Origin of the sequence: Pseudoalteromonas sp. SR43-3 (assembly GCF_014163875.1) — a bacterium.
Classification (GTDB): domain Bacteria; phylum Pseudomonadota; class Gammaproteobacteria; order Enterobacterales; family Alteromonadaceae; genus Pseudoalteromonas; species Pseudoalteromonas distincta.
This window is the reverse complement of sequence record NZ_JACJEC010000001.1, coordinates 378,323-401,258: the sequence shown is the minus strand read 5'-3', so window position 1 is coordinate 401,258 and position 22,936 is coordinate 378,323. Positions and strand designations below refer to the sequence as shown.

Here is a 22,936-nt window from a genome sequence, read left to right as displayed (position 1 = left end):
GTATAAATACCAATTAGGGTGATCAAACATCCGATTGTTGTGGTATAAATTATTATCTCAGTAAGGGGTTGCCAATGCTAAACAAAGACTTAGAACTCACTTTAAATGCCGCGTTTCGTGAAGCGCGCACTCGCCGTCATGAGTTTATGACCGTAGAGCACCTTTTACTTGCGCTATTAGATAATCCTTCTGCAGGAGAAGCCTTAAACGCGTGTGGTGTTAATCTTTCAGGCTTAAAAACCGAATTATTAGAATTTATTGACGAAACAACACCTGTCATCCCAGATTTAGAAGAAGAGCGTGAAACTCAGCCAACGCTTGGTTTTCAGCGTGTATTACAACGTGCTGTGTTTCATGTGCAATCGTCAGGAAAAAACGAAGTGACGGGTGTCAATGTACTGGTTGCTATTTTTTCAGAGCAAGAGAGCCAAGCTGTTTATTTACTTAAAAAGCATGATGTATCGCGCTTAGATATTGTTAACTTTATTTCGCACGGCATTTCAAAAGCTGATGATGAACTAGGCGACGACAGCGATGATATACATGAAGAAGTGCAAGAAGTTCAAAACGAAGAAGCAAGTAAGCTAGACAGCTTTACAACTAACTTAAACGCTCAGGCTCGTGAAGGTAATATTGACCCATTGATTGGGCGCGACAGCGAAGTAGAGCGCACGGTACAAGTATTGTGTCGTCGTAAAAAGAATAACCCATTACTTGTTGGTGAAGCGGGCGTTGGTAAAACAGCCATTGCTGAAGGTTTAGCGTACCGTATTGTGAACGAGCAAGTACCAGAAGTAATTGCAGATGCAGTTGTGTACTCACTAGATATGGGGGCATTGCTTGCAGGTACTAAATACCGTGGCGATTTTGAAAAACGCTTTAAAAGCTTATTAAAAGAGCTTCAGGCACAACCTGGGTCTATTTTATTTATTGATGAAATACATACCATAATAGGTGCTGGCGCAGCGTCTGGTGGCGTTATGGACGCTTCAAACTTACTTAAACCACTTCTTTCAAGTGGTAAGTTACGCTGTATGGGTTCAACCACTTACAATGAGTATAAAAATATTTTTGAGAAAGACCGTGCATTAGTACGCCGTTTTCAAAAAATTGATGTACTTGAACCAAGTGTTGCTGATACCACTAAAATTTTAAATGGATTAAAAGAGCGTTACGAAGAGCACCATGGTATTCGCTACACTCAAAAAGCATTAAAAGCAGCTGCTGAACTTAGTGCTAAATACATTAATGAGCGCCACTTGCCAGATAAAGCAATTGATGTAATTGATGAAGCGGGCGCTAACCAACGTTTACAGCCTAGTTCTAAACGTAAAAAAACCATTGGTGTGGCTGATATAGAGCTAATAATATCGAAGATGGCACGTATTCCACCACAAAATGTGTCTTCAACAGATAAAGAGACGCTTAAAAATCTAGACCGTAACCTTAAAATGCTGGTGTTTGGACAAGATCAATCTATTGATGCGCTTACATCGGCTATTCGTTTATCTCGCTCAGGTTTATCAAGCGAAGAAAAACCAGTGGGTTCGTTCTTGTTTGCAGGCCCAACAGGTGTTGGTAAAACAGAAGTAACTAAGCAACTTGCTAAATGTATGGGTGTTGAGTTTATTCGTTTTGATATGTCTGAGTATGTAGAGCGCCACGCAATCAGCCGACTAATTGGTGCTCCACCAGGATATGTTGGTTTTGAGCAAGGCGGGTTATTAACCGAGGCGGTTATTAAAAACCCTCATGCGGTTGTACTTTTAGATGAGATTGAAAAAGCGCATCCAGATATTTACAATATTTTACTACAAGTTATGGATCACGGTACGTTAACCGATAATAACGGTCGTAAAGCTGATTTTAGAAATGTAGTGGTTGTAATGACTACCAATGCGGGCGTACAAGAAACTACGCGCAAGTCGATTGGTTTTACAGAGCAAGATCACACGCACGATGCAATGGGTGAAATTAATAAAGTATTTTCGCCAGAATTTAGAAACCGTTTAGATAACATTATTTGGTTTAACCACCTTGAACGTGAAGTTATTTTACTGGTGGTTGATAAATTTATTGTGGAACTGCAAGCTCAGCTTGATAAAAAATCGGTTAATCTTGAGCTTACGCCTAAAGCGCGTGAATGGCTCGCAGATAAAGGTTATGACAAGGCTATGGGTGCACGACCAATGGCACGTGTTATTCAAGAAGAGCTTAAAAAGCAATTAGCTAATGAAATACTGTTTGGTGAACTTGTTGATGGCGGTACAGTTAAAGTATCGGTTAAAGACAAGAAGATTCGCTTTGATTACGAGAGCAATTTAACGCCAGCGTAAAACGTTAATTACACTACTAAGTTAAATAAAAATGGCCTGCTAAATAATAGCGGGCCATTTTTTTGCCATTTTTATAGGCAACAAAAAACCCAGTAAAAACTGGGTTTTTTGTTTATTAAATGTAATTGCTAGTCAATGTCTATCAATTACATTTAATAAACGCTTAAAGCTAGTAAAACACTAGCCAAAAACTAAATCTCGTTTACGCACTTACTTAGCGAGCACGGAATACGATACGACCCTTTGATAAATCGTAAGGAGTCATTTCTACCGTTACTTTATCGCCGGTTAAAATACGGATATAGTTTTTGCGCATTTTGCCTGAAATGTGAGCCACAACTACGTGACCATTTTCTAGCTCAACTCGGAACATTGTATTTGGTAAAGTATCAAGGACTGTCCCTTGCATTTCGATTACGTCTTCTTTCGCCATGTTTAGCGTAACACCTCTTTAATAGTTAAACGCTGCAGATTTTGCCCAAAATACATCAATAAGTAAAGGCGCAGGGGCTATATTTGCAAATTAAATAGCCACCCACTCATCATTGAGCTGTTTTTGAGCTGGTAAAAACTGAGTTTTGTACTTCATTTTATCGCATTCATCAATTTGATAGCCTAAGTACACGTATTGCTTATTTTGCTCTTTTGCAAATTTAAGCTGCTCTAATATCATCACAGAGCCTAAACTATAGTGTTCAAATCGGGGTCAAAAAAAGTATAAATTGCAGAAATAGAGCTGTTCATACAATCAGTTACGGCAACTGCGGCTAAAGTATCTTGGTGCCATAGCTCAATAAATGTGATTTTGAGCCAACTGCAAAGTAAAAAGCTTTGAAACTGTTCTTTTTCAGGAGGATACATACTTCCATCCTGATGGCGCATCGTTATGTACTTGCTATAAAGCGGATAATACTCAGGGCGTTCTTGCGTCGAGTATTTCACTTCAAACTGGTTTTTTGCTTTGTTTAGTTTACGTTTTTGCGATTTTGAAGGGATAAAGTCTTGTGCTAATACACGTACAGAATTACATGCACTGCATATTGGGCAGTGTGGACGATATATTTGGTTACCACTGCGACGAAACCCTAAGCCTAATAATGACTCAAATTTGTCTGTACTGTAGCAACTAGGATCTAGAATAACTAATAGTTGCTCTTGTCTGTTGGGTAAATAACTACAGTCAAACTCTTGGGTTAAACCAACACGTGCAGGAAGTTGCTCATTCATAGATTGTGTCAAGTTCTTGTGGCTCCCACATAATAGGATTAATAATATAGTTATGTGCAGCTTTTAGTTTAGTCAAAAATGTTGAGCGGGGGATTACTTGTGCACCTAAGGTCATTAAATAAGGGTTTTCTAACTGGCAATCAATAAAATGCGCATTATGACGTTTAAGCCAATTTACCAGTGCCCACATAGCAAGCTTTGAGCAATTGGTTTGATGATGAAACATCGATTCACCACAAAAAACACCATTTTGCATAATACCGTATAATCCACCTGCAAGCTCTCCGTTGCTCCACACTTCTAAGCTATGGGCAATGCCAGCATTATGTGCATTAATATAAGCGTTGAGCATGCCAGAGGTGATCCAAGTGCCATCGGTATCAAGGCGTTGATCGCGACAAGCTTCTATTACCTCCTCAAAGGCATTATTAATGGTTACTTTTACAGGGTGCTTTTTTAAATGTTTACGCAGGCTCTTACTTATATGAAAATTATCCAGTTCAAAAATCCCGCGTTCGCTTGGCGACCACCACATAATAGGCTCATCTTCGCTAAACCAAGGGAATATCCCGCTTTTGTAGGCATTACTTAGGCGGGGTAAACTTAAATCACCGCCAATTGCTAACAAGCCATCAGGGGATTCTAATGCGTATTCCGGATTGGGGAATGCTATATCGGTTTCACTTAATTGGTATAGCTGATTTCTCATACAGTACTTATTTTATAATTGATCGTAAAAGTGTAACTATATTTTGGACATAAAAAAAGGGCTGAATAATCAGCCCTATTATAATTTATTTAATTGCTTATAAATTATCTAAGAAACGCTCTGCATCAAGGGCAGCCATACAGCCTGTACCCGCTGATGTGATTGCTTGACGGTAAATGTGGTCAGACACATCACCTGCAGCAAAAACGCCCTCTACACTTGTTTGAGTTGCGTTACCATTCAATCCTGATTCTACAACTAAGTAGCCGTCTTTCATTTCTAGTTGACCAACAAACATATCTGTATTTGGCTTATGACCAATAGCAATAAATACACCGGCTAAATCTAGCTCTTGTGTTGCATCAGAGTGTGCATCTTTAATACGAATGCCAGTTACGCCCATTTGGTCGCCTAATACTTCGTCAAGCGTACGGTTGTAATGTAAAACAACGTTACCGTTAGCTACTTTTTCAGCAAGGCGGTCTGCAAGTATTTTTTCACTACGGAAACTATCACGGCGGTGGATAACATGTACTTCGTCAGCAATGTTAGATAAGTATAGCGCTTCTTCAACCGCTGTATTACCACCACCAACAACCGCTACTTTCTGACCTTTATAGAAAAAGCCATCACATGTAGCACAGGCTGAAACGCCACGGCCTTGGAAATTAGTTTCAGACTCTAAGCCTAAGTATTTAGCAGAAGCACCTGTTGCAATGATTAACGCATCACATGTGTAAGTACCTTGGTCGCCAGTTAGTGTGAAAGGGCGCTTAGATACATCTACTTTATTGATGTGATCGAATATGATTTCAGTTTCAAAGCGCTCAGCGTGCTCTTTCATACGATCCATTAATGCAGGGCCCGTTAAGCCGTGTGCATCACCAGGCCAGTTTTCAACTTCAGTTGTGGTTGTTAATTGACCACCTTGTTGAATGCCTGTAATTAAAACAGGGTTTAAATTTGCACGTGCTGCATATACTGCGGCAGTATAACCAGCTGGGCCAGAGCCTAAAATTAGTAGCTTACAATGTTTTGCTTCAGTCATTATTTTTTCCTAAACGTTTAATACGGTCTTTAATGCGCTCGATTCTAAGAAAATCAAGGCGGATGTAAACAAAATCCGCGATTATTTTTTTTCGCAAATCGAAAAGCTGTGCAGTATTGTGTACTAGAGCTCAGTACTTTTACAGTTAAAACACCTAAGTAGCTCAATAAATAGACTAACAGGCAACAAAACAGCGTTAATTCATGACCCCTTTGATTTTTTTTGTTATGTTTTACCTAATTTTATTTGTCACTGATAGATTATGTGACCTAAGCGAATAGGCAACTATGTTATTTTGGCAGGAAAAACCCGCATTCGGGTTGACTTCAAAAGACGTTAACGTCTTAACCAATGCGCAAGATTACCGAACGCAATTGCTACGTTTGATAGCTAATGCAAAAAAACGAATTTATATCACAGCGCTTTATTTACAGGATGACGAAGCAGGTCGCGAGATTTTAGAAGCCTTGCATCGAGTATCATTAGAGAACCCTGCGCTTGATGTAAAAGTGCTGGTGGATTTTCATCGTGCGCAACGTGGTTTAATTGGTGCAGAGAAATCTGATGGTAACGCAAGTTTATACTGTGACGATTTAGAAAAGTTTAAATCGAACGTACAAGTTTATGGCGTACCTGTAAAAGCTAAAGAATTATTTGGCGTATTACATTTAAAGGGTTTTGTCATTGACGATACCTTGCTTTACAGCGGCGCAAGCTTAAACAACGTGTATTTGCAGTATAATGAGCGTTACAGACTCGATCGTTACTTTTTAATAACGCAGAGCGAGCTGTGTGACTCAGTGGTTGATTTTATTGAGAATAAGCTAATTAGCTCTGTTGCTGTGCCACGCATAGACACACGACCGCTTAAGCGTTTACACGACTTCAAACTTGATCAAAAGCAATTAATGCGTGATTTAAAAGTCGCAAGTTACAACGCAGCAGAGCAACTAAATACGCAAGCATTAGGTATTCGTTTGTTTTTAGGGCTTGGTCGTCGTAATAACGAATTAAATCGTTTAATAAAAGCGTTATTTGATACCACAGAGCAAGAGCTTGTGTTGTATACGCCATACTTTAATTTTCCGGCGCCACTTATGCGATCACTGCGCCGATTATTAAAGCAAGGCAAGCAAGTTACGATTGTGGTAGGGGATAAAACAGCAAATGACTTTTATTTACCGCCAAGCGAGCCGTTTAGTAAAATAGGGGCATTACCTTATTTATACGAAACTATTTTGCATAAGTTTGTAAAAACGCAAAAACGCCACATCGATAACGGTAATTTAAATGTGTATCTGTGGAAAGATGAAAGTAATTCGTTTCATTTAAAAGGTATTTGTTCAGATAGAACAAAACATTTACTGAGCGGGCATAACTTAAATCCGCGTGCATGGGGTCTTGATATCGAAAATGGTATTTTAATAGAGGATCCAGAGCAAACAATTATGGATGCTATTGATAACGAAAAGCAGGAAATTTTACAACACTGCCGCCGTTTAACAGGCCCAGATGATTTAGAAACAATGGATGATTACCCGCAGCCAGTTAAAAAACTACTTGGCCAAGCTAAGCGCGTAAAAGTAGATTTTATAATTAAGCGTTTCATATAAATTTACTTTAAATCAGACATAAAAAAAGCAGCTAATTAGCTGCTTTTTTATGGGTTGTAGTTAGGTTGCTACATTACTTAATACCAACCTAACTACAAAACGCTAAATTATGCGTTTTCTACCGCTGTGCGTGGGTCAACATATTCCATGTTGAACGCTTCTGCTACTTCTTTGTAAGTTACTTGGCCTTTAATTACGTTTAAGCCTTTTAAGAAGTGAGCGTCATCTAGTAGCGCCTTTTTATAACCTTTGTTTGCAAGGTTAATGATGAAAGGCAATGTTGCATTGTTAAGTGCAAACGTAGATGTGCGTGGAACAGCACCTGGCATGTTAGCAACACAGTAGTGAACAACTTCATCAACGATAAAAGTTGGATCAGCATGCGTAGTTGCTTTAGAAGTAGCAATACAGCCACCTTGGTCGATTGCAACGTCAACAATTGCAGAACCAGGTTTCATTGCTTTAATGTGCTCAGCAGTTACTAGTTTAGGTGCAGCTGCACCAGGGATCAGTACACCTCCGATTACTAAATCAGCTTCTAGTACGTGTTTTTCTAGTGCATCAGCAGTTGAGTAAATAGCTTTAACTTTATTACCAAATTGCGCGTCTAGTGCACGTAATACGTCGATGTTACGATCAAGAACGACAACTTCAGCACCAAGACCAACAGCCATTTGAGCTGCGCTACGACCAACCATGCCACCGCCAATTACAACAACTTTAGCAGCTTCAACGCCAGGTACGCCACCTAGTAGCATGCCACGACCGTGGTTAGATTTTTCTAGCGCTTGTGCACCAGCTTGAATAGACATACGACCAGCAACTTCGCTCATAGGAGCAAGAAGCGGTAAACCACCGCGTGAGTCAGTTACAGTTTCGTATGCAATACAAATAGCTTTGCTTTTTACAAGGTCTTCAGTTTGTGGAAGATCAGGTGCAAGGTGTAAGTAAGTGAAAAGAATTTGGTCTTCACGTAGCATTGCACGTTCAACAGCTTGCGGCTCTTTTACCTTTACAATCATGTCTGCTTTAGCAAAAACATCAGCAGCAGTTGCTAAAATTTCAGCACCCGCTTGTGTGTAATCTTCGTTAGTAAAACCAATGCCCATGCCTGCATCAGTTTCTACAATCACTTGGTGACCGTGGTTTACTAATTCACGAACACTTGCAGGAACCATACCTACACGGTATTCATGGTTTTTAATTTCTTTAGGAACACCAATAATCATATCATTTGCCTTATTAAGAACGGATTAACATTTTCCACTATTATATTCATCATAAGCCCGTGTGTCTCACCTTTTTTAAACTCAAATCTAGTGTTATCATCTAGATAATAAAAATAAACAGCATAAAAAACTAGTTGGTACTATGCATCAATTATTAGATAGAATTGACCGTAAAATTTTAATGGAATTACAACACGATGGACGTTTGTCGAACGTAGAACTGGCCAGACGAGTTGGCCTAAGCGCCACACCCTGCTTGGAGCGAGTAAAAAAGCTAGAACGGGAAGGTTATATACTTGGCTATAAAGCGGTGGTCGATCCCGCTAAGCTTGGGCAAGGTTTATCGGTGTATGTAGAAGTAACGATTACTAAAACATCTCCCGACGTATTTGATGAGTTTAGTGCTGCGGTTAAAAAGCACGAAGAAATTATCGAATGTCATTTAGTATCGGGTAATTTCGATTTTTTACTTAAAACGCGCGTAAATGATATGTCAGAATACCGTGGCGTATTAGGCGACATACTATTGAAACTGCCAAACGTAAGTGAAAGCCGAACTTATGTAGTAATGGAAGAAGTAAAAGGTGAAGAAGGCGTAATTATTCGTCCTTATATTACTTGAGGTTATTTATATTAACTGCGTCATTTGCTTATATAAGCTCAAATTATAAAAACTTGTTCATAATCAGGCCATCAAGGTTAAGATAAAGTGCAACAAATTGCATTTCCTGCTAAGGTATTTCACTGCTAAGTAAGTGTGAATAAAAATAGAATAATAAAGAGGAATAGGGAACTATGCGCCTAAACGGTGTGCAAAGACTATTAGAAACAGGGCTGATTATCAGTACCTTTACGGCAATATTTATTTTATGTGCCTTGATCAGCTTTGATCCAGCAGATGCTGCATGGTCGCAAACTAGTTTTAGCGAAGTAAGCAACATCACAGGAGCAGCCGGTGCATGGATAGCCGACATTTTATTACTCACCTTTGGTTGGTTGGCTTACTTAGTGCCAGCGGCCATTCAGCTATTTGGCTACTTGCTATTTAAACAACCTCACCGCATTTTACAGCTTGATTACACTACCTTAGCGCTGCGAGTTATTGGTTTTGCTTTATTTATTACCTCAGCTACCGCTATTAGTAGTATTAATTTCGACGATATTTATAACTTTTCATCGGGTGGGGTAGTGGGCGATGTTATTGCATCAGCCATGATGCCTGCGTTTAACTTTACCGGTACATCTATATTATTGCTGTGTTTCTTTTTTGCTGGGCTTACCTTATTGACGGGAGTATCGTGGGTTGATTTTGTAGATTACCTTGGCGATTTAATGGTTAGGCTTTATCGCTATGTTGTATCGTATGCAAAAGGCTGGATGCACCGAGAACACACTGCAGGTAAAGTAAATAATAACGATGAAGCAGACGCCCATTTTGAAGACGATATAAAAGAGCAAATAGAGCTGCCTACATCAGCTAAAAAAGCAGATCAACAAAAAGCAATAGATAAGCCTCAAACACCATTTAGTGAACCACAAATTAGTGATGACTTTATGCCGTTTGATGAACTTGACGATATACTCGATCAAGAAATTGGCTTTAGCGCAATAGATGACGAACCAATGGACACGGCAGCTGCATTAAATGCGCTTGATCAAAGCCCAGTTGTGGAACCTGAAAAACCAGTTACAACGGTGGTATCGCCAGCAAGACCAATGCCTAAACCAAAAGCGCAATATCAACCACCACCAACGGCAAAAGAAAAGTTTGAGCAATTATTAACGCAAGAGCCACCACCGGGGCCATTACCATCGCTCGATTTACTCGACAGACCGGATAAAGCTAAAAACCCAATTTCGCAAGAAGAGCTTGATAGCGTATCGCGCCTAGTAGAGACAAAACTTCTCGACTTTAACGTACAAGCAACCGTAGTAGCGGTATACCCAGGCCCCGTTGTTACGCGTTTTGAGCTAGATTTAGCGCCAGGTATTAAAGTGTCTAAAATTACAGGCTTAGCTAAAGATTTAGCCCGTTCGCTTTCGGCAATTAGTGTACGTGTTGTAGAAGTTATCCCAGGTAAAACCTATGTTGGTATTGAGCTTCCAAATAAACACCGTGAAATAGTTCGTTTATCAGAAGTAATAAACGCCCCTAAATTTGAGCAAAATCCGTCGCCTCTTACCATGGTGCTTGGTAAAGACATTGCTGGTCAGCCGGTATGTGCTGACTTAGGTAAAATGCCACATTTATTGGTAGCCGGTACAACTGGTTCAGGTAAATCAGTGGGCGTTAATGTCATGATAGTAAGCTTGCTTTACAAATCGGGTCCTGACGATGTACGTATGATCATGATTGACCCTAAAATGCTTGAGCTTTCAGTATACGAAGGCATTCCGCATTTATTGTGTGAAGTAGTTACCGATATGAAAGAAGCTGCTAACGCACTGCGTTGGTGTGTAGGCGAAATGGAACGTCGTTATAAATTAATGTCAGCATTGGGTGTGCGTAACTTAAAAGGTTACAACCAAAAAGTGCTTGAAGCCAATGAAGCGGGTTACCCAATTCTTGATCCATTATTTAAAGACACCGATGGCATGAAAGAAGGCCCCGACGAGCTAGGTAAATTACCAAGTATTGTTGTAGTAATAGACGAATTTGCCGACATGATGATGATTGTAGGTAAAAAAGTAGAAGAACTTATTGCACGTATTGCTCAAAAAGCACGTGCGGCAGGGATTCACTTAGTGCTTGCTACGCAGCGCCCGTCAGTTGATGTAATTACCGGCTTAATTAAAGCTAATATTCCAACACGTATGGCGTTTCAGGTATCGAGCAAAATAGATTCACGGACAATACTTGACCAACAAGGCGCAGAAAACTTACTAGGCATGGGCGACATGCTTTATTTACCGCCAGGCACTAGCGTACCAGAGCGTGTGCATGGCGCGTTTGTAGACGACCACGAAGTACACGCCGTAGTAAACGATTGGAAAGCACGTGCTAAACCAAATTACATTGACGAAATACTCAATGGCGATGCCACTGAAGATATTTTATTACCGGGTGAAGCTAGCGAAAATGCAGATGAAGAATCTGATCCGTTATACGACGAAGCTGTGTCGTTTGTAATTGAAACCGGCAAAGTATCTGTATCGTCAGTGCAACGTAAATTACGTGTTGGCTATAACCGCGCAGCACGTTTAGTAGAACAAATGGAAACATCGGGTATCGTGAGTTCACCAGGTCATAACGGTGCTCGCGATGTATTAGTACCTAATGGAGCAAATTCATGAAAAAAGTTAACGCCTTATTATTAGTGTTAGGCAGCGTACTTGCCGCACCAAGCTTTGCTGACGACAGCCAAGCATTACAAGACAGACTTGCCACTTTAAAAAGCTTTAAAGCGCAGTTTGCACAACAAGTAACAGACAAAGAAGGCCAAGCAGTTATGCAAGGCGAGGGCACAATAGCGCTTCAACAGCCTATGATGATTCGCTGGCAGCAAACTAATCCAGACGATACGTTATTTGTATCAAACGGTGATAAAACCTATTACTTCGACAGCTTTGCTGAGCAAGTAACGATTATGAAAACCAGCAGCCTAATCGACTCAACACCATTTGTGCTACTGACATCAAAAGACCCAGCACAGTGGGAAAAATACAGCGTACTTGCAACAAGTACAGGCTTTAGCGTAACGCCAAATAAAGGCGTAGAAAGCCAAGTAGAACAACTTGATATAGCATTTGCGGGTAACGAGCAAGGGCTTGCTAAACTAGTGGTTACCGACAACTCAGGGCAGCTATCGTCATTTACGTTTAACAATGCCCAAGTTAATACACCGCTTGATCAAAGCACTTTTGAATTTACGCCTCCTGAAGGTGTTGAAATAGACGATCAGAGTAACGGTGAGTAATTTAGGTTTTAATTTTGGGCCCGATGTACGCCCACTTGCTGCGCGTATGCGCCCTACAACGCTTGATGAATACATTGGTCAGCAGCACTTATTAAGCGCTGATAAACCACTGCATCAAGCAATTGTCGCGGGGCGATGCCATAGTTTAATTTTATGGGGCCCGCCTGGTGTAGGTAAAACCACACTTGCGCAAATAATTGCCAACCATGCTGATGCCTCACTTATTCAAATGTCGGCGGTAACTGCAGGCGTAAAAGATATACGCGACAGCGTAACGCAAGCGCGGGACAACCTAGAAAGCCGTGGCCAACGCACCCTTATGTTTGTTGACGAAGTTCATCGCTTTAATAAATCCCAACAAGATGCCTTTTTACCGCACATAGAAGACGGCACCTTTATATTTGTAGGTGCAACCACAGAAAACCCATCGTTTGCCCTTAACAACGCTATATTGTCGCGTGCACGCGTGTATGTTTTAAAATCGCTTGCCGATACCGACTTATACACCGTAATAGAGCGCGCACTTAAACAAGACGAGCAGCTAAGCCAAAAACACATCACTATTGCCGACAACGCTAAAAAGGCACTTTGCCAAGCAAGTGGCGGCGATGCGCGTAAAGTACTTAATTTACTTGAACAAGCAGTTGACTTAACGTCCGAGCAAAACGGTCAATACAACGTAGATGAGCACGTACTTAGCCAAGTGTTACCAACGCATTTAGCTAAATACGATAAAGGCGGAGATGAGTTTTACGATTTAATATCGGCCTTTCATAAATCAGTACGAGGTAGCTCCCCCGACGGTGCACTGTATTGGTATTGCCGAATTTTAGCCGGTGGTGGCGACCCTTTGTATGTAGCAAGGCGTTTACTTGCCATAGCTACAGAAGACATTGGTAACGCCGATCCGCGTGCGATGGAAGTGGCTTTAAACGCGTGGGATATATTTCAACGAGTAGGCCCAAGCGAGGGCGAACGTGCAATTGCACAAGCTACATTGTACTTAGCCAGCGCACCTAAAAGTAATGCGGTGTATATGGCGTTTAATCAAGCCAAAGCAGATGCTCAAAACGAGCCAAGTTACCCCGTGCCAGGGCATTTACGCAATGCGCCAACCAACTTAATGAAAGACCTAGGTTACGGCGCTGAGTACCGTTATGCGCATAACGAAGAAGGCGCATTTGCCGCAGGTGAAAAATATTTACCACCAGAAATGGAAGGCAAAGAATATTACTTACCGAGCGAGCGCGGCCTTGAGCAAAAAATTAAACAAAAACTCGATTACCTAAAAGAGCGCGATGCGCAAAGCCCACTTAAACGGTACGAAAATGATTAAACTTTATATGATGATCGCCCTTGGCGGAGCCTCAGGTGCGTGTTTACGGTTTTTTATTAGCGAAAGCATGCTAAAACTCCTCGGTAGGGGATTCCCTTTTGGCACGTTGACGGTTAATATTCTGGGTTCATTGTTAATGGGCATTTTGTACGGTTTGATAGATAAAGAAATTATCACCGCAAGCCCCGCCAAAACCCTTATCGGTATTGGCTTTTTAGGTGCATTAACCACCTTTTCAACATTCTCAATGGACTCGTTGTTGTTATTACAACAAGGTCACTTTATTAAAATGGCCCTCAATATCATCTTAAACGTGATGGTGTGTATTTTTATGGCTTGGCTGGGCCTTCAGCTAGTAATGCAAAAAGGTTAAAAAACTAACATGTTAGATTCTAAATTTTTACGTCAAGACATCGAACAAACTGCAGCACGTTTAGCAGCTCGCGGTTACGAACTCGATGTAGCGACGGTAACGGCACTTGAAGAAAAACGCAAAACATTACAAGTAAAAACGCAAGAACTTCAAAGTCAACGTAATGCAAGCGCAAAAGCAATTGGTCAAGCCAAAGCTAAAGGCGAAGACGCACAGCCTCTACTTGATGCAGTGGCTAACTTAGGCAGTGAGCTAGATGCCGCTAAAACAGAGCAAGATGAAGTATTAGCCGCAATTAACGACATTGCTTTAGCAATTCCAAACTTGCCAGACGAGTCAGTACCTGAAGGTAAAGACGAAGACGACAACGTTGAAATTTTAACGTGGGGCACACCTAAAAAGTTTGATTTTGAAGTTAAAGACCACGTTGATGTAGGCCAAGACCTAAACGGCTTAGACTTTGAAATGGGCGTTAAAATTAGTGGCGCACGCTTTACTGTAATGCGCGGCCAAGTAGCGCGTATGCACCGTGCACTAACGCAATTTATGCTAGATACGCACGCTGACAAAAACGGCTACACAGAAATGTATGTACCGTACTTAGTAAATAGTGCAAGCCTTTACGGCACAAGTCAGTTACCTAAGTTTGCAGGCGATTTGTTTCATACATTAGGCCTTGTAAATGACGATGGTGAACAACAAGCCGGCTTTAGCTTAATTCCTACAGCTGAAGTACCGCTTACAAACAGCGCCCGCGACGAAATTTACGACGAAAGCGATTTACCAATTCGCTTAGTTGCCCACACTCCGTGTTTCAGAAGTGAAGCAGGCAGCTATGGTCGCGATACACGTGGCTTAATTCGTCAACACCAGTTTGATAAAGTTGAACTTGTACAACTTGTAAAGCCAGAAGACTCAATGGCAACGCTTGAAGAGTTAACAGGTCACGCAGAGCAAATACTACAAGCGCTTGAACTTCCGTACCGTAAAGTAATTTTATGTATGGGCGACATGGGCTTTGGTTCAGCGAAAACATACGATTTAGAAGTATGGTTACCTGCGCAAGACACATACCGCGAAATTTCATCATGTTCAAACATGGCTGATTTTCAGGCACGCAGAATGCAAGCACGTTTTCGCCGTGAAGGTGTTAAAAAGCCAGAGTTACTACATACACTAAATGGTTCAGGCTTAGCTGTTGGCCGTACACTAGTAGCTATACTAGAAAACTACCAACAAGCCGATGGTTCAGTAGTAGTACCAGAAGTATTACGCCCATACATGGGTGGACTTGAAGTAATTGGTAAGCAATAAAAATCAAGTTTAAGTTAAGCAAGCTTTAAGCTTGTAAATCTTAAGACGAAAGCCGCTATTTGCAATAAACAGCGGCTTTTTTGATTTAGGTTAAAGGTAAAAACTTAAAGAAAAAATTCAAGTCATCTTATTAATAATATCGCTTACACCTATTTTTATAGCTCATTACTTTTTTGTCCGATATTACTGATCTCTACCATTTTGGGGTATTTCTACATCAAGGAAACTTAAATATCGGCTAACTAGTTGTTTACAAGTCCTTATTAGCTGGTTAAATTAGAATCTTTGTAATATTTGGACATTTGTCGGTTTATAAAGCGACAAATGTCGGATACAAAGTTGTTAAACCTCATCGAGAGAATGGAGTCTAAATGAAATCAATTATATTGTTATGTTCAATTTTTATTAGTTTTGGTGCGCTGGCTACAGAGCTAGAAATGAAGCCAACAAAATCAGGATTATATGATGTTGGTGGATTTAAGCTTTATCTTGAGTGTTACGAAAATGAGAAGCCACAATTAATACTTGAGCAGGGTTTTGGGCGTTCTGGTTCAGATGGTGTTTGGTTAGAAAATATAAAACGATTAAAAAACGATTTTAGTATTTGTTTATATGACCGAGCTGGATTGGGTAAAAGTGAAAAAGGTGTAATTCCATTCACTGTTAATGATATGGCAAGTAGGCTCAGAAATTTGCTTCAAAATGCTAATATCAAAGCACCGTATTATTTTGCTGGTGGTTCATATGCTTCTTATATAGTCGCCGCATACAATAACCTTTATCCACAAGAAGTCATGGGAGCTGTACTTATTGACCCACCACCACTTGGGTATTTTTATACAATGGGTACTAGATGGCCTATAAACTTTAAAACAGATAATGAAAAATTAGAGCGTTTTTATAAATTTGAGCAAAGTGTTTATGACCCAATGTTTGAAAGGGTTCCTGAAAATGTAGACCATATGAAAAGCTATAAAATATTAGCTGACGCCTCAAATTACGGAGACAAACCAGTAATAGTTGTACGCTCAAAGCAAACAGGTAAACGATACGATCCACCTTTTGTTCCCGATGAAATAGCAAATACCATGGATTCCTTATACGCTGGTGCAGAAAGTTACTTCAAAAATTTATCCACTAATAGCCGCATTATCTATTCGGAATCAGAAAAACACCACCTGCATATCGCAGACCGCGATTTGGTAGTAAAAAGCATTAAAGAACTTGTTGGCAAATGAGGCTTAACAAGTTGCTAAAGTTCGTTCGTAAACTCACTGGGACAATTAACAGTTGGCTTGGCGCTTCGCGCAAGTTTAGCCAACAGTCAATTGCCCCTTAGCAAAGCGTTAAATGCTTAATCAACCATCAACTACAACATAATGTTGTTCTAAGGAAAGAAGTAATGTTCAATCATGTAAAAGCAGTATCTATCAGTGTTCTTGCAGCCGCTATTTTGACTGGTTGCGGTGGAGGTACATCAGATTGCACAGACAGCGATGTTAAAGATACTGTTGTCAGTATAATTACAAATGAGGTTCAAAAGGCACGATGGGGTCAGGAACTATTTTCGAAGGGTTTAGTTGACGATCTTGAAGTAACAAGGATCAAAACTACTGACTATGATGAAAAGTTAGATCGCTATACTTGTGCAGCAACATTCTCATTCACATTTAAGGGTAAAGAGCAAAGTAAAGACATACAGTATGTTAACTCATACCTAGAAGAAGAGGGAGAAACAGAAGTCGCTGTATACGGTGCTGATGATGTAAAAACACGCATGCTGGCATTAGGGATGACAATGGGACGCTGATTTACTGCAACCGCATTTAACAAGCAAATCCAGGTGACGCCTACGGCGCACCTGATTTGGGCGTTAGGCATCACCGAGATGATTATGAATTTAAATATAGAAGGTCAAACATCGACTTTAGTAACGCTTATAACAGAACTCCAACCACTGCTTAATGACGAGGCTTTAAGGATTCGGAAAGATGCCGAAGTTACTGAAAAGATGAAGTTTGACGCTGATTCATGGTGTCGCTCGGTAATGGGAGATAGCTTAGTTAAGTTAAGATTGTTTACAGAGCAGAATTTTAACTACATAGAAACCATGAGCATATTAGCAGTGACGAGATACATTTTTGAGATGTCTGTTTGGTTGCTATTGTTTAAGATGGATTCACGGTATGGTTTGGTTTACTACAGCCGATTAATTGAAACCCAGCTGAGGTATTGGCAGGATTGCAAAGTTCAAACTGAGCGAGAGGTTCTACTCTTGAAAAAGTTTGAAAGCGAAGAAAAATCAATAATGGACGAGGAGCTTAAAAAGCTTAATGATATTATTGATCCTAAGATAAAAGAGAAAGAAGCTTTTAATCTAAGCTCTTTCGTAATGAAAAAGATTGATGATAAAGCCGATCGACATTTCTCTATTTATGCTGAGCAAGCAAAATCAAATGGATATAGTTTTCAAGCTCATTTAGTTGAAAATAAACAGTTACCAATTATTACAAGCTCCATTGCTGAGCTTGAAAACGAAAAGACTAGTTTTTTGTCTTCAATACCTGACGATATTAAACTTCTTATCCCTAAGCGTTGGAACTGGTGTGATATGGCAAAAAAAGTCGACTTAGGTGATGAGTATGAATATATCTATTCGTACACAAGTAAGCTTTTGCATGCGACACCATCAAGCATTACAACAAATCAGAAGAATCTCGAGCTAAGTGAGATCAATATATTTCTTAAATATGTCCGTGTTAAAATTAACGATATATTGAGTTTAGCAAAGCAGTATTCGTAATTAATGCCTAACAAGCAGCTGCAATTTGACTCCGCAAACTGTCACGCTTTTTGTTCCAAAAATCCCGCCAGCTTGCTACGCAATTGCAGAATAATATTGACACGCATCCTATTTTTTGCAGTTTAGTGAACGATAATTAGGATGACACCCATCCTAATTATTACGAAAAAAGCCAATAAAAACAGCATGAAGAGTGAATTATTATAAATAATGAATCACCCAAAAAGCTGCAAACCAAAGGGGTAAATCTTGACTTCAGACGTCAAGTCCTAAAGCACGTGGTAAGTTGGGTTGTCCGATGTTAATTTACTATTTATGACGGATGGCGTGGCTTCGCCACTTATCCGACCTACGTAAAAAGGTAGGTTAGTTAAGCCGGAGGCGCCACCCAACAGAGTTCTTAAATTTATTAATACGGCCTATTGAAACCGCTTTTATCCTCTAAAAGCGAAGCGCCTCTAATCCTCTTTGTGAATTAATTTTCTTGAAACAACATTAGCTTTGCCTCTTTACCGTCAGTTAATACCGCTACGTTACCTTTATCAGTTATAAACACATCTCTTAACCTGCCTGCGGCTTCTGGAAATACGTGAGACTGCGTAAATTGACCACTTACCAGATTAACGCTGTAGAGCTTTTTATCAACAAGAGTAGTGATAAGCACATGTTGTTGCAATGAAGGAAAAGCTGCATGTTTAGAGCCGTAATACGCCATGCCTGACGGCGCTATTGATGGCGTCCAATTAACACTTGGTTTTTGCATGCCTTTATATTCGGTAAAGGGTGAAATACGCGCTTGCGAGTAATCTTTGCCATAGGTGATTACCGGCCAGCCGAAATTAGTCCCAGCGGTTAAGTAGTTTAGCTCGTCACCGCCTGCTGGGCCGTGTTCGTGGCTAACAGTTTGCTGCGTATCGTAATCATAAACTAAGCCTTGAGGGTTACGATGACCAAGTGAGTAGACAGCATGTGCATTTAGGTTTTTATGATTAATAAATGGGTTATCTGTTGGAATGGTGCCATCTAGGTTTATACGTAATATTTTACCAAGTTGGCTGGTGATAATTTGTGCTTGCTCTCTAAAGTCAAACCCATCGCCCGTTGAAACTAATAATGTATTGTCGGGTAGGATAAGGGCGCGTCCTGCGTAATGTTGCGGTGTGTTTTTATCAGTCGCTACTTTAAAAATAACATTAGGCTTTGAAAAGCTAGTGCCATTAAACGTGGCTTTGGCAACAACAAGCCTGTTTGCGCTTGCTTCACCTTGGGCATAGGTAAAAATAACTTCTTTGGAGTCGTTATAATCTGGTGATAACACAATGTCGAGTAAGCCACCTTGGCCTGCAACGTACAAACCGATCAGATCTAGTTTTACTCTTGATTGCACGTTGTTTTTAACTATAACTACGTGGCCATCACGCTCTGTAATTAGCCATGTGCCGTTTGGTAGTTCAACCATGCTCCATGGTGACTGTAATTGCGTAGCCAGTGTTTTTGTACTGTATTGCTCCTTTGGTAACGTTGCATCTGCATTAACAGAAAACGAAAGAAGCGAAAGCAGAGTAAAAAAAGAGATACATTGTTTACGGGGCAAGCCTTTGCTAGCATGGCTAGTATAATAAAAAAGCTTTATTTTAAGTTGAGATAACCATGTCGTTTTTAACACGTATATTGCCTTCATTTTTAGTTTCTTGGTTACTTACATTCACACTTGCTAGCTTGTTTCATAGCCAATACGTTGTCAATGAATTAGTTAATGTAGGTGTAGTGGTGGGCTTTAGTGATCGGGCTAGTTTAACGCTTGATGATTGGTTAGGCTTGCTACCTACCTACGGGGCTATTATTGCTGTGGCACTTGCCATCGCTTTTTTTGCTACAACAAAGCTTAATAAAAAGGTTCAAAAATACAGTACTCAGCTATTTGTTATTGCTGGCATTGTGGCATTTGCTATTGTGTTAATCGCCATTGAATCAATTATGAATATTCATATTATAGCGGGCGCAAGAGGCTGGGGTTTTTATACTCAACTGCTTGCAGGCGCGGTAGGTGGTTTTGCGTTTTCGCAATTATTTAAGACAGCTAAAACCCAAAAAGCGTGTTGATGTGTGAATATAAGTACGGTTGATACGTTATTTGATGATTAACAAATAAAGGCTGCTGTTTATTGTAAACAGCGGCCTTTAAATATGATTTTTAGAGTTTAATTAAAAAATTAAACTAATTAGTTTGTAGCTACTTAGCCCAAAAATTAGGATTAAAACGGGTAGGGTGACTAGGTTTAAAGCCAAAGAGTTAGTGTAGTTTCCCATAACCCCTTTTTGATTAACCAGCCATACAAGGTAGGTGCTAACAATAGGGAGTAATAACCCGTTAGCCGCTTGTGCGAATATAATTACCGCGACAGGGTCTAAACCGAGTGACGCCACCGCAGTACCAAACAATAAAATAATAATAGCAACGCCTTTAAAGCGTAAGTTACCCATATCGTTTGACCAACCTAACATGCCACATACGGCGTAAGCACCGGCAAGTGGCGCTGTAATAGCGCTTGTTAAACCTGCTGCAAACAAGCCAATAGCAAAAAAGTAATGAGCGGCGTCGCCAAGCAATGGCTCTAGTTGCACGGCCATGTTAGCCGCACTAATTTGCCCAGCATCGGTGCCATAAAATGCAACTGAAGCTGTAGATAAAATAGCTAAAGTGATCACACCGCCCAAAGTGATTGATAGGCCTGTATCAACATTTGTTTGTTTAATCATTTTTTGCATGTCGCTGTTACTGTCGTGTCTAGCAGCGAGTACGCCGGAGTGCAAAAATAAGTTATACGGCACAATGGTAGTGCCAACTAAAGCTAGTATGGTTGTAATAGAGCCTTCAGGCATACTAGGAATAAAACCAGCAAATACATCACCCAGTGAAGGCGCTGCCATTACAAGTGTTGAGATAAACACTAAGCTCATTAAAATAACGAGTAAAATTAGCGCGTTTTCAACCACTTTATGTTTGCCGCTATACAGTAAAGCTGCACTAAAAAAAGCAATAAGTGGTGTCCATAGTTGGGAGCTAACTTGAGGGAATATTTCAATTAATCCCATGCTAGCGCCACTTAAGTTACCCGCTTCATAAGCTGCACTGCCCACACCAATGGCGCTGATGACTAAAAATATAGCTAAAGATTTAAATAAAGGCGTTTGAATATGTGCTCTGAGCGCTTGAGCTAAATCTTGCCCGGTGGCAACGCCAAGGCGCGCCGCCATAGATTGTAATAATATAGTGGCAACTACTGAAAACAGTAATGTCCATATAAGTGCAAAACCAAAGTTTGCACCTGCTACGCTTGCGGTAGTAATGGTCCCTGGTCCAATGAAGGCAGCGGTGACAAGTAGTCCTGGTCCTAATCGCATAATTGACCTTAATAGTGCTATTGCATGTTGCTATTTAAAGTTACATCTTACGTTTAAAACCAATATTTATACGCGATGCCGATTGTGTTAAAGCTGTCACTTACAGTAAGTGCCTTGCAGCTGTATTCGCTCCTTGACTGGTTCTTTTTTAATAAGCATATGTTAAAAAAGGGCGCGTAGGATATCAACTTGTATATAAATTTAAAGGGGATACAGTGCGTTTGCATGAATTTTAAACGAATATATAAGCGAATTAAATGAATGATGCCGATATTTATATCGGCATCAGTATATTTACTTTATTAGGCTTTTAATCGCTTCTAAGCCTTTTTTTAGGGTATCTGCATCGGTAGCATAGTTAATACGGATACACTCGTGCTTGTGCGCCCAATCATCGTCAATGCCGATAAAAAAGTTGTGACCTGGGATCACAAACACGTCTTGCTCTTTAAGTTGTTGATACAACACCTCGCTTGTTATTTTTGTATCTTTAAACCACAGCCACATAAAAAATGCACCTTCAACTTTGTGCAAATAAACAGGCAGTTCGGCAAATACTTCGTCAAACAACTCAATCGCTATGTGTGCTTTATTACGATAAAAAGGCAGTACAACGTTGCGGCACAGTGGCAGTAGTTCGTTGTCGTTAATTAAGCGTGTCACTAAGCTTGGGCCAATACTATTTGGCGATAACACCATGCTGCCGTTTACGCGGCCAATTGCTTTAATAATCTCATTGTTTGCAACTACAATACCGCTGCGTAAACCCGGTAGGCCCAGTTTTGAAAGTGACATACATAAAATTATATTTGAGTTCCACGTTAGGTTTGCATCGGTGTAAATACAACCTGGGAACGGATCGCCATATGCGTTATCAATAATGAGTGGAATGCCATATTGCTTAGCAAGCAAATCAAGGTGTTTTACTTCATCGTCAGTAATTACATTACCTGTTGGGTTGGTTGGGCGTGATACGCACAGCGCGCTTATACTGCTGTCGTTTGCTAGTGTTTTCTCAACTGCTTTAAAATCAATGACGTATTTAAACTGTTTTGATGTGTTGCCTGTATTTAAAATTTCGATATCAGGCTTTATGGCAACAAACATATCAGCCGATAAACCTTGATCGGCATAACCTATGTACTCTGGCGCGAGGGGGAATAAAATCTTTTTTTGGCTGCCATCCGGCATTTCGCCTGCCAACATATTAAACAGCACAAAAAAGTTAGCTTGACTGCCATTACCGAGTGCTACGTTATCAGCGCTAATATCCCATGCGTACTCTTTACTTAGCTGGCCAGCTAATGCAGCTCTAAACTCGTCGTTACCGGTTGGGCCATCGTAAAGCCCAAATACTTGCGATACTTTATTGCTGGCAACAAGTTTTTGTAATTCACTTAAAAAAACCTCATTTACTTGTGGTACTAATGCGGGATTACCGCCACCCAGCATAACAATATTAGGATTGTTACTGTTTTTAGCCCCGCCTAAGTCTTCCATTAATTGGGTAATGCCGTTGGGTTGTGTAAATTTAGTGCCAAAGTTTGAGTAGTTCATAATGCATAGCGTTTGTTAATAATGGGGAGGGCAGTATAGCGTAAATATAGGGCTTAAATCCGATGATGA

The 22,936-nt window shown here is 40.3% G+C and carries 19 protein-coding genes and 1 pseudogene; 12 read left to right on the top strand and 8 right to left on the bottom strand.

Annotated features, from left to right (window positions below; all coding sequences use genetic code 11):
* Nucleotides 1–74: 74 nt before the first annotated feature.
* Nucleotides 75–2,336 (top strand): ATP-dependent Clp protease ATP-binding subunit ClpA, encoded by a 2,262-nt coding sequence (clpA, locus tag H5088_RS01755; protein WP_024595509.1) that lies wholly within the window; start codon nucleotides 75–77, stop codon nucleotides 2,334–2,336.
* Between the two features lie 214 nt (nucleotides 2,337–2,550).
* On the opposite strand, the gene infA is transcribed toward clpA, so the two are convergent.
* The 4 genes and pseudogenes from infA to trxB form a co-directional block, all read right to left on the bottom strand.
* The gene (gene infA, locus H5088_RS01750; RefSeq protein WP_002962494.1) at nucleotides 2,551–2,769 is read right to left on the bottom strand and encodes a translation initiation factor IF-1; all 219 of its coding nucleotides are present in this window, start codon (nucleotides 2,767–2,769) and stop codon (nucleotides 2,551–2,553) included.
* Between the two features lie 90 nt (nucleotides 2,770–2,859).
* Nucleotides 2,860–3,563: pseudogene (locus H5088_RS01745) on the bottom strand (arginyltransferase).
* Complete coding sequence (aat, locus tag H5088_RS01740; protein WP_182752069.1) at nucleotides 3,556–4,272, bottom strand: leucyl/phenylalanyl-tRNA--protein transferase; 717 nt, start codon at nucleotides 4,270–4,272, stop codon at nucleotides 3,556–3,558. Before aat ends, H5088_RS01745 begins: the two are co-directional and overlap by 8 nt.
* Nucleotides 4,273–4,369: 97 nt before the next feature.
* Nucleotides 4,370–5,320 (bottom strand): thioredoxin-disulfide reductase, encoded by a 951-nt coding sequence (gene trxB / locus H5088_RS01735; RefSeq protein WP_182752068.1) that lies wholly within the window; start codon nucleotides 5,318–5,320, stop codon nucleotides 4,370–4,372.
* A 287-nt stretch (nucleotides 5,321–5,607) separates the two neighbouring features.
* On the opposite strand from trxB, the gene pssA reads away from it, so the two are divergent.
* A complete protein-coding gene (pssA, locus tag H5088_RS01730; protein ID WP_182752067.1) occupies nucleotides 5,608–6,933 on the top strand; it encodes a CDP-diacylglycerol--serine O-phosphatidyltransferase in 1,326 nt (441 codons plus the stop codon).
* A 107-nt stretch (nucleotides 6,934–7,040) separates the two neighbouring features.
* Here the strand turns inward: pssA and ald are convergent, their stop codons facing one another.
* Nucleotides 7,041–8,162 (bottom strand): alanine dehydrogenase, encoded by a 1,122-nt coding sequence (ald, locus tag H5088_RS01725; RefSeq protein ID WP_002962982.1) that lies wholly within the window; start codon nucleotides 8,160–8,162, stop codon nucleotides 7,041–7,043.
* Nucleotides 8,163–8,304: 142 nt separating this feature from the next.
* Here ald and lrp point away from each other — a divergent pair, with 142 nt between their 5' ends.
* From lrp to H5088_RS01680, 9 genes are all read left to right on the top strand, one after another.
* Nucleotides 8,305–8,784, top strand: coding sequence for a leucine-responsive transcriptional regulator Lrp (gene lrp, locus H5088_RS01720; RefSeq protein WP_007582985.1), 480 nt, complete (start codon nucleotides 8,305–8,307; stop codon nucleotides 8,782–8,784).
* Nucleotides 8,785–8,957: 173 nt separating this feature from the next.
* Nucleotides 8,958–11,456 (top strand): DNA translocase FtsK, encoded by a 2,499-nt coding sequence (locus tag H5088_RS01715; protein WP_182747828.1) that lies wholly within the window; start codon nucleotides 8,958–8,960, stop codon nucleotides 11,454–11,456.
* The gene (gene lolA / locus H5088_RS01710; RefSeq protein ID WP_138489158.1) at nucleotides 11,453–12,079 is read left to right on the top strand and encodes an outer membrane lipoprotein chaperone LolA; all 627 of its coding nucleotides are present in this window, start codon (nucleotides 11,453–11,455) and stop codon (nucleotides 12,077–12,079) included. The genes H5088_RS01715 and lolA overlap by 4 nt, the downstream gene beginning before the upstream one ends.
* Entirely contained in the window at nucleotides 12,072–13,415 is a 1,344-nt protein-coding gene (locus tag H5088_RS01705) for a replication-associated recombination protein A (RefSeq protein WP_182752066.1), read from the top strand. Before lolA ends, H5088_RS01705 begins: the two co-directional genes overlap by 8 nt.
* Nucleotides 13,408–13,788: a fluoride efflux transporter CrcB gene (crcB, locus tag H5088_RS01700; protein WP_021032117.1), complete on the top strand. Its 381-nt coding sequence runs from the start codon at nucleotides 13,408–13,410 to the stop codon at nucleotides 13,786–13,788. The genes H5088_RS01705 and crcB overlap by 8 nt, the downstream gene beginning before the upstream one ends.
* A 9-nt stretch (nucleotides 13,789–13,797) precedes the next feature.
* Entirely contained in the window at nucleotides 13,798–15,102 is a 1,305-nt protein-coding gene (gene serS, locus H5088_RS01695; protein ID WP_182673391.1) for a serine--tRNA ligase, read from the top strand.
* Between the two features lie 371 nt (nucleotides 15,103–15,473).
* Entirely contained in the window at nucleotides 15,474–16,340 is an 867-nt protein-coding gene (locus H5088_RS01690; RefSeq protein WP_182752065.1) for an alpha/beta fold hydrolase, read from the top strand.
* A 164-nt stretch (nucleotides 16,341–16,504) separates the two neighbouring features.
* Entirely contained in the window at nucleotides 16,505–16,912 is a 408-nt protein-coding gene (locus H5088_RS01685; RefSeq protein WP_182752064.1) for a hypothetical protein, read from the top strand.
* 84 nt (nucleotides 16,913–16,996) lie between these two features.
* Entirely contained in the window at nucleotides 16,997–17,905 is a 909-nt protein-coding gene (locus H5088_RS01680) for a hypothetical protein (protein WP_182752063.1), read from the top strand.
* 475 nt (nucleotides 17,906–18,380) lie between these two features.
* Here H5088_RS01680 and H5088_RS01675 read toward each other — a convergent pair whose 3' ends face one another.
* Nucleotides 18,381–19,571 carry a PQQ-dependent sugar dehydrogenase gene (locus tag H5088_RS01675; RefSeq protein ID WP_182752062.1) on the bottom strand — a complete coding sequence of 397 codons (1,191 nt, stop codon included), beginning with the start codon at nucleotides 19,569–19,571 and terminating at the stop codon, nucleotides 18,381–18,383.
* Here H5088_RS01675 and H5088_RS01670 point away from each other — a divergent pair.
* Nucleotides 19,556–20,008 (top strand): hypothetical protein, encoded by a 453-nt coding sequence (locus H5088_RS01670; protein ID WP_182752061.1) that lies wholly within the window; start codon nucleotides 19,556–19,558, stop codon nucleotides 20,006–20,008. The two genes, H5088_RS01675 and H5088_RS01670, sit on opposite strands and share 16 nt — an antisense overlap.
* Before the next feature lie 102 nt (nucleotides 20,009–20,110).
* On the opposite strand, the gene H5088_RS01665 is transcribed toward H5088_RS01670, so the two are convergent.
* Together H5088_RS01665 and H5088_RS01660 are read right to left on the bottom strand one after the other, a co-directional pair.
* Complete coding sequence (locus H5088_RS01665) at nucleotides 20,111–21,310, bottom strand: Nramp family divalent metal transporter (RefSeq protein WP_182752060.1); 1,200 nt, start codon at nucleotides 21,308–21,310, stop codon at nucleotides 20,111–20,113.
* Nucleotides 21,311–21,604: 294 nt separating this feature from the next.
* The gene (locus tag H5088_RS01660; RefSeq protein ID WP_182752059.1) at nucleotides 21,605–22,867 is read right to left on the bottom strand and encodes a valine--pyruvate transaminase; all 1,263 of its coding nucleotides are present in this window, start codon (nucleotides 22,865–22,867) and stop codon (nucleotides 21,605–21,607) included.
* Between the last annotated feature and the right edge of the window lie 69 nt (nucleotides 22,868–22,936).

Excerpts from the sequence above, each read along its gene's own strand:
- ald (WP_002962982.1), bottom strand. The coding sequence starts at position 8,162 with ATGATTATTGGTGTTCCTAAAGAAATTAAAAACCATGAATACCGTGTA.
- infA (WP_002962494.1), bottom strand. The coding sequence starts at position 2,769 with ATGGCGAAAGAAGACGTAATCGAAATGCAAGGGACAGTCCTTGATACT.
- trxB (WP_182752068.1), bottom strand. The coding sequence starts at position 5,320 with ATGACTGAAGCAAAACATTGTAAGCTACTAATTTTAGGCTCTGGCCCA.
- lrp (WP_007582985.1), top strand. The coding sequence starts at position 8,305 with ATGCATCAATTATTAGATAGAATTGACCGTAAAATTTTAATGGAATTA.
- lolA (WP_138489158.1), top strand. The coding sequence starts at position 11,453 with ATGAAAAAAGTTAACGCCTTATTATTAGTGTTAGGCAGCGTACTTGCC.
- H5088_RS01660 (WP_182752059.1), bottom strand. The coding sequence starts at position 22,867 with ATGAACTACTCAAACTTTGGCACTAAATTTACACAACCCAACGGCATT.
- H5088_RS01665 (WP_182752060.1), bottom strand. The coding sequence starts at position 21,310 with ATGCGATTAGGACCAGGACTACTTGTCACCGCTGCCTTCATTGGACCA.
- aat (WP_182752069.1), bottom strand. The coding sequence starts at position 4,272 with ATGAGAAATCAGCTATACCAATTAAGTGAAACCGATATAGCATTCCCC.
- clpA (WP_024595509.1), top strand. The coding sequence starts at position 75 with ATGCTAAACAAAGACTTAGAACTCACTTTAAATGCCGCGTTTCGTGAA.
- pssA (WP_182752067.1), top strand. The coding sequence starts at position 5,608 with ATGTTATTTTGGCAGGAAAAACCCGCATTCGGGTTGACTTCAAAAGAC.
- H5088_RS01685 (WP_182752064.1), top strand. The coding sequence starts at position 16,505 with ATGTTCAATCATGTAAAAGCAGTATCTATCAGTGTTCTTGCAGCCGCT.
- H5088_RS01690 (WP_182752065.1), top strand. The coding sequence starts at position 15,474 with ATGAAATCAATTATATTGTTATGTTCAATTTTTATTAGTTTTGGTGCG.
- crcB (WP_021032117.1), top strand. The coding sequence starts at position 13,408 with ATGATTAAACTTTATATGATGATCGCCCTTGGCGGAGCCTCAGGTGCG.
- serS (WP_182673391.1), top strand. The coding sequence starts at position 13,798 with ATGTTAGATTCTAAATTTTTACGTCAAGACATCGAACAAACTGCAGCA.
- H5088_RS01680 (WP_182752063.1), top strand. The coding sequence starts at position 16,997 with ATGAATTTAAATATAGAAGGTCAAACATCGACTTTAGTAACGCTTATA.
- H5088_RS01715 (WP_182747828.1), top strand. The coding sequence starts at position 8,958 with ATGCGCCTAAACGGTGTGCAAAGACTATTAGAAACAGGGCTGATTATC.
- H5088_RS01670 (WP_182752061.1), top strand. The coding sequence starts at position 19,556 with ATGTCGTTTTTAACACGTATATTGCCTTCATTTTTAGTTTCTTGGTTA.